The sequence below is a fragment of the Lysobacter enzymogenes genome (assembly GCF_017168095.1).
Taxonomy (GTDB): Bacteria; Pseudomonadota; Gammaproteobacteria; order Xanthomonadales; family Xanthomonadaceae; genus Lysobacter; species Lysobacter enzymogenes_D.
In genome coordinates this window covers 1-6665 of the sequence record NZ_LXSD01000141.1, presented here as the reverse complement: position 1 = coordinate 6665, position 6665 = coordinate 1, and the positions used below count along the sequence as shown (strand labels likewise).

At 71.6% G+C, this 6665-nt stretch carries 4 protein-coding genes; all 4 read right to left on the bottom strand.

Translation table 11 applies throughout. From position 1 onward, the window contains the following. Positions 1 to 69: 69 nt before the first annotated feature. The 4 genes from hutG to A7A76_RS03995 all read right to left on the bottom strand — a co-directional run bounded on the left by hutG (position 70) and on the right by A7A76_RS03995 (position 5942). Positions 70 to 879 (bottom strand): N-formylglutamate deformylase, encoded by an 810-nt coding sequence (hutG, locus tag A7A76_RS04010; protein ID WP_206409985.1) that lies wholly within the window; start codon positions 877 to 879, stop codon positions 70 to 72. 115 nt (positions 880 to 994) lie between these two features. Continuing rightward, on the bottom strand, positions 995 to 3136 hold the full coding sequence (locus A7A76_RS04005) for a S9 family peptidase (protein ID WP_206409984.1): 2142 nt from the start codon (positions 3134 to 3136) through the stop codon (positions 995 to 997). Between the two features lie 113 nt (positions 3137 to 3249). Beyond that, positions 3250 to 4623 (bottom strand): glutathione-disulfide reductase, encoded by a 1374-nt coding sequence (gene gorA, locus A7A76_RS04000; RefSeq protein WP_206409983.1) that lies wholly within the window; start codon positions 4621 to 4623, stop codon positions 3250 to 3252. Further along, positions 4620 to 5942 carry an FAD-dependent oxidoreductase gene (locus A7A76_RS03995; RefSeq protein ID WP_206409982.1) on the bottom strand — a complete coding sequence of 441 codons (1323 nt, stop codon included), beginning with the start codon at positions 5940 to 5942 and terminating at the stop codon, positions 4620 to 4622. Before A7A76_RS03995 ends, gorA begins: the two co-directional genes overlap by 4 nt. Positions 5943 to 6665 lie beyond the last annotated feature (723 nt).

The window sequence follows — 6665 nt, the reverse complement described above, 5'->3', positions numbered from 1 at the left end:
CCTGCGCGAGCGCCAGCGGCGCGGGCGCGCTCGTCGCGCTCGCCTCGCCGTCGCCGTCGCGCGCCGGGCTCATCCGCGCTGCGAGTCCAGCGCCGCCTGCAGCAGCGCGCGCAGCAACGGCTGCAGCCTGGCCGCCTTGGCGTCGTCGTAGACGAAGGAATCCTCATCCATGTAGTTGCGCTGGCTCAGCTCCAGCTGCACCGCTTCGACCTCGATCGCCGGCTCGCCGTAATGGCGGGTGATGTAGCCGCCCTTGAAGCGGCCGTTGACGACCCAGTCGTAGTCGTTCTGCCCCGCCAACACCGCTTCCAGCCGTGCCTGGGTCGGCGCCAGGCAGCTGTGGCCGGCGGCGGTGCCGAGGTTGAGGTCGGGCAGCCGGCCTTCGAACAGGAACGGCACCTCGCCGCGGATCGAATGGCCTTCCCACAGCAGCGCGCGGCCGTGCTCGCCGCGGATGCGGTCGAGTTCGGCGACGAGCGTGTCGTGGTACGGGCGCCAGTACAGCTCCACGCGCTGCGCCACTTCGGCCGCGTCCGGCGCCTGGCCGTCGAGATAGACCGGCTCGCCGCTGAACTGCACCGCCGGGCACAGGCCGGTGGTGTTCTGGCCCGGGTACAGCGAGGTGTCGTCGGGCGGGCGGTTGAGATCGACCACGTAACGCGAATAGCGCGGCACCAGGATCGAGGCGCCGAGTTCGCGGGCGAAGTCGTACAGGCGCGAGACGTGCCAGTCGGTGTCCGGCGCGCGGCGCGCGGACTCGACCATGCGCGCGGAGAATTCGTCGGGAATCATCGAGCCGTCGTGCGGCAGGCTGATCAGCAGCGGCGCGTGGCCGCGGTGCAGTTGGAACACGGGCCAGGCGGGGGCGGGAACGGTCATGGTCGGGTCGCGTCGGCGCCGGTCGGCAGGTGCCGGCGGAAGAAGGCCATGGTACTGCGGCCGGGCCGGCGCCGGCTTGCGCAACGAGCGCGCAGGCCGGCGGGCGCGCTGGATTTCATCGGGCCTGCTCTGCGCTGCCCGGCTCCGAGCCGCCTTGCGCGGACGTCTGCGGCGCGGAGTCGCGCCGAACGGAGTCGCCCGGCCGCAGCTGCCGCTCGAAGAACGCCCCGGTGGCGCGGTGCACGCGCAGCCAGGTCGCGTAACGCAGGAAGAAATGGTCTTCGTCGGGAATCACCAGCGTTTCCACCGGCACCCGCCGCGCGCGCAGGCGCTCGACCAGGTCGATGCTCTGCGAGAACTTGACCGCGCGGTCGTCGTCGCCGTGCACGAACAGCGCCGGCGAACGCCAGCCGTCCAGGCGCGACATCGGCGAGGATCGGTAGGCGAGTTCCAGTTCGTCCGGCTTGAGCCCCCACAGCCCGCTGTTGTCGCCGCCCTTGGCGCTCTCGCGCCAGTCGTGCACGCCGTGGCGATCGACGCCGGCGGCGAACAGGTCGGAGTTGCGCGCCAGCGCGGTGGCGGTGAGGAAGCCGCCGTAGGAACCGCCGTAGATGCCGACCCGGCGCGCATCGACATCGCTGCGCGCGGCCAGCCACGCCTGCGCGGCCAGCACGTCCTGATATTCCGAAGCGCCGCGCGGCCCTTGTTTTTCGGCCAAGCGGAACGTCTGCCCGTAGCCGGTGCCGTCGCGATAGTTCAGCGCCAGCACCACATAGCCCTGGCTCGCCAGCCATTGGTTGCTGGCGTAGTCGTTGTAGTAGTAGCTGCTGTAGTGCCAGCCCGGCAGCATCTGCCGGATCGGGCCGCCGTGCACGTAGATCAGCGCCGGGCGCTTGCCCTTGAATGCAGCCGGCGGTTCGAACACGGTCGCGTGCGAGACCACGCCGTCGGCGGCCTTGAGCGTGATCGGCCGGGGCTGCACCAGCCGCTGCAGCGGGAAACGCTCGGGCAGTTGCGCCGGGAAGATCCGCCGCGGTTCGCCGCCGGCGCGCGCCATCACCGCGATCGCGGTCGGCCGGCGCGCGTCGGCGTGGCGCAGCGCGATCCATCGGCCGCCGGCCAGCGGCAGCGGATCGGTGGCGATTTCGTTCTTCGCCGTGAGCAGCGTCTGCGCCTTGCCTTGCGCATCGACGCTGAACACCTGGCGATAGTCGATCTGCGCGCAGTTGCCGCTGAACACGAACGCGCCGTCTTCGGCGAGCGCGACGGTCTCGGCTTCGCATTCGCCGCGGCTCAGCGGCGCCGGCGCGCCGCCGTCGGGCGAGAGCGCATACCAGTGCAGCCAGCCGCTTTGCTCGGAGGCGAAGATCAGGCGGCCGTCGCGGCTCCACATCAGCGGATCGGCGCCGTTGAACTGGGCGTAGCCGCCGGCGGTGTCGCTGGAGCGGTGGATTTTCTTCGCAAGCCCTGTATCGACGTCGGCAATCCAAATTTCGAAAGGATTGGCTTTGGTCAGGTCGAACCCATCGCCGGGCTTGTTGGCCGCGGTGCGCAGGAACGCGACGCGGCGGCCGTCGGGCGAGAACGCAGGCGCGGCGTCGTTGTTGAAGTCGGCGCCGAGCCAGCGCACCTCGCGCTTGTCCAGCTCGAGCAGGCCGATGAAGCTGTGGTCGCCGCGGTTGCTGACGAAGGCCAGCGACTTGCCGTCGGGCGAGAACTCCGCCGCGCTGTTGGCGCCGCGGGTCTTGAGCAGCGCTTCCTTGCACCAGGCCGGCGCGCTCGTGCCCGGCAGCGGGTAGCAGCCGACGCCGCGGCCTTGCACGATCAGCGCATCGCCATTCGGTGCGAACAGCGCCGAGCGGCCGGCGGCGACGCGCTGCGGCTTGCCGCTGCCGTCGCTGGCGACCACCCACACCGCCTGCTCCTGGCCGTCGGGGTCGCCGTCGGGATTGCTGTTGTTGCCGGCCGCGTCGGCGCTGCCGCCGCGCACGTAGGCCAGCCAGCGGCCGTCGCGGCTGAGCTGCAGGCCGCCGATCAACTGGCCGTCGTCGCGGTCGTAGGCGCTGAGCCGGCGCGGCGCGAATTCGGGCGCGCGCGCCGCCCACAGGTTGCGCACGCCGCGCTCGTTGCCGACCCAGGCGATGGTCGGCGCGTTGGCGGCGGCGGTGAGCTGCTCGGGTTGCGGCGCGCTGAGCAGATCCTCGATGTCGAGCGCTGGTTGCGCCGCCGCCGATGCCGATGCGCATGCAGCGGCCATCGCGATGACGATCGTGCCGGCGCGCACTGCGCCGCGCCGCGTTGCTTCCGCCCTGCCCTTGCTCATCTGCACGCCCCGCCGAATGGGTTGACGACCGACCAGGCGCGAGCGCCTCAGCGCATCAGCACCACTTCCTCGGCGCTGGTCGGATGGATGGCGACCGTATCGCGCAGGTCGTCCAGGGTGATGCCGCGCTTGAGCGCCACCGCGAAGCCCTGCAGCATCTCGTCGGCGGCGTCGCCGAGCAGATGGATGCCGACCACGCGGCGCTCCTGGCCGACGCAGACCAGCTTGAACAGGCTGCGCTGCGGCGACTCGGCCAGGGCGTACAGCATCGGCCGAAAGCCGGCGCGATAGATGTGCAGATTGTCACCATGTCGTTGCCGCGCCTCGTCCTCGGTCAGGCCGACCTTGCCGATCGGCGGGTGCGCGAACACCACGGTGGGGATGTCGCTGCGGTCGAGCGTGGCGCTGGCGCCGGCGTAGACGCGGTCCATCAGCCGGCGCGCGGCGGCGATCGCCACCGGCGTCAGCGGCGGATCGGTGGTGACGTCGCCGACTGCGTCGATGCCGTCGGCGCTGGTGGCGTTGCGCTCGTCGATGCGGATGAAGCCGTCGGCGTCGAGCGCCACGCCGGCGTTTTCCAGCCCCAGGCCGGCCGTGTTGGGCTTGCGCCCGGTCGCGAACAGCACCTGGTCGAACGGCTCGCTCAGCGAACCGTCGGCGCCGCGCACGCGCACCTGCGCGCCGTCGGCCTCCAGCGCGGCCACGGCGTGGCCGAAATGCAGGCGCACGCCGCTTTGGCAGTAGTCGTCGGCCAGTTGCGCGGCGAGCTCGCTATCGAAGCCTTCCAGCAAGCGCTGGCCGCGCGCGAACAGTTCGACCTGGCTGCCCAATGCCTGCAGCACGCCGGCCAGCTCCACCGCGATGTAGCCGGCGCCGATCAGGGCCACGCGCTTGGGCGCGGCGGTCCACTGGAAGAAATCGTCGGAACTGCCGCCCAGCTGCGCGCCGGGAATCGCCGGCTTGACCGCGTGGCCGCCGGTGGCGATGAGGATGCGCGAGGCGCCCATGCGCGCGCCGTTCTCGCATTCCACGGTGCGCGCGTCGAGCAGGCGCGCGCGCATCGGCGCGACCACGATCCCGGCCTTGTCCAGACGCTTGCGGTAGCTGTCGTGGATGCCGGCGATGTAACGCTGGCGGTGGACGATGAAGGTCGGCCAGTCCAGTTCGCACGGCAGCTGCGGCGGCGCGTCGACGGCGAAGCCCAGCGACTGGGCCATGCGCAGCTTGGCGCCGATGTCGGCGGCCAGCCACATCGCCTTCTTCGGCACGCAGCCGACGTTGACGCAGGTGCCGCCGAGCAGGCTCGGCTCCAGCAGCGCCACGCGCGCGCCGTGCTCGGCGGCGCGGAACGCGCCGGCCAGGCCGCCGGAGCCGCCGCCGACGACGATCAGGTCGAACTGTGCTTGTTCGGATTCGCTCACGCAAAACGCTCCGGTCGATAAGGATGCGGGTCGATCGCGGGCGCGCGCCCGCCGATCAGGTCGGCCAACAGCTGGCCGGTGCCGGCGCTCATGCTCACGCCCATCATGCCGTGGCCGTTGGCGATCCACAGGCGCTGGCGCCCGGGCACGCGGCCGATCAGCGGCACGTCGTCGACGCTCATCGGCCGCCAGCCGTACCAGCGTTCGCGCTCGACCGGGCCCAGCGGCTGGTGCAGGAACTGCGCGGCGCCGCGCTCCAGCGCGGCCAGCCGGCGCGGGTTGAGGCTTTCGTCGAAGCCGGAGAATTCCATGGTGCTGCCGAGCCGGTAGCCGCTGTCCCACATGGTCACGCAGACCTTGGGCTCCTTCAGCACCACCGGCCGCCGCGGCAGCAGTTCGGGCCGGTCGTAGGTGATCGAATAGCCCTTGCCGGGCTGGATCGCGCCCTTCAGCGCGGGCAGGCCGATCGCGTCGGCGAGCCTGGGCGACCACGCGCCCAGCGCCACCACCGCCTCACGCGCCTGCATCAGGCCGTGGCTGGTGTCGAGCGCGACGCCGTCGGCGTCCTCGCGCAGGTCCTTGAGCGCGCAGTATTCCTGCAGTTCGCCGCCGCGCTCGCGCACCGCGCGCGCGAGTTCGGCGACGTAGCGGTCCGGGCGCAGCACCGCGTCGTGGGCGAAGCGGATCGCGCCGACCAGGCCGGGCTTGAACGCCGGGTCCTGGGCTTCGTAAGCGCCGCCGTCGATCAGTTCGACGCCGACGCCGAATTCGCGCAGCAGGTCGAGCTCGTGCTGGCCGTGGGCGTAGCCGTCCTCGGAGCGGAACACGTAGTCGACGCCGGAGCTGTCGAACTCGCACACCAACCCGTACCTCGCGACCCATTCCTGCAAGCGCTCGCGCGAATCGTTGAGCAGCGCCGCCTTGGCCACCGCGCTGGCGCGCCAGTCGCGCTCGTTGCAGCGCGCGGCGAAGCGCAGCAGCCAGCCCCACAGCTGCGGGTCGAGCCGGGGCTGCAGGTACAGCGGCGCGTCCGGGGTCAGCATCCATTTGAGCGCCTGCGCGATCACCCCCGGCGCCGCCAGCGGGGTGGCGTGGCTCGGGGTGATGGTGCCGCAGTTGCCGTGCGAGCTGCCGCCGCCGATGCGGCCGGCGTCGATCACCCGCACCCGGCGCCCGTCCTCGAGCAGGATCAAGGCGCAGGCCAGGCCGATCACGCCGGCGCCGACGATCACCACGTCCTCGCGCCGGGCCGCGCCGGGGCCATTGCCCTCATGGGCCGACTCACGCTCTAGCTGAACTTCTGCCTGCACTGCGCCCATGGTGCTCCGTAGCTGGCCTGCGTACCGATCCGCGCGCGGCGCAGCGATGGTCCGCGCCGCCGCGCGCGGCGTGGCCGACATAGTAACGAGCGCGCGCCGATGCAGTTGCGATGTGGATCGGATACAGGGTTTCGATGATGCGCATCCGCTTGCCCCGGCGCCGCGCGGTTTGCGCGCGTGGGCCTCGGGCGGCGGCGGATCCGGCGCGAGGCTTGTCGGTTTCGGGCATGTCGGCGCCTCGCTGCACCTGGCCGGCGCAGGTTCGATGCATCACGCATGTCTGCGATCCGATCGGCGGCGCCTGCGCTTGCGCTTGCGCGAGCGCTCGCAGAAGCCGCGTGACCGGTGCTCGAATCGCGGGGCCTGATTCGTCTGAATACGAAAATATTGTGAAGTACATCACATTTTCACAATCTGAAAAGTCTTCCCCGGCCGCCGCCGACCGGTGGCGCACCTCCTAACGTGGATCGCGACTCGCCGCGCCGATGCGTTTTCGCCCTCGCACCGACGCGACGCAGCCGACCGGCAGCGTCCGCGCGCATCGCGCCCGGATGCTGCGTTCTCAGCAACTTCCACAGGGGACCGCTCCATGCAGTTGAAGACCGCTCTGCTCAGCACCGCCGTCGTCGCCGCCCTCGCCGGCCTGGCCGTCCACGGCCTGCGCGTCGAAGGCGCCGCCGCCACGGCCGCGCACGCCGCGACGCCGGCCGCCGCGACTCCGGC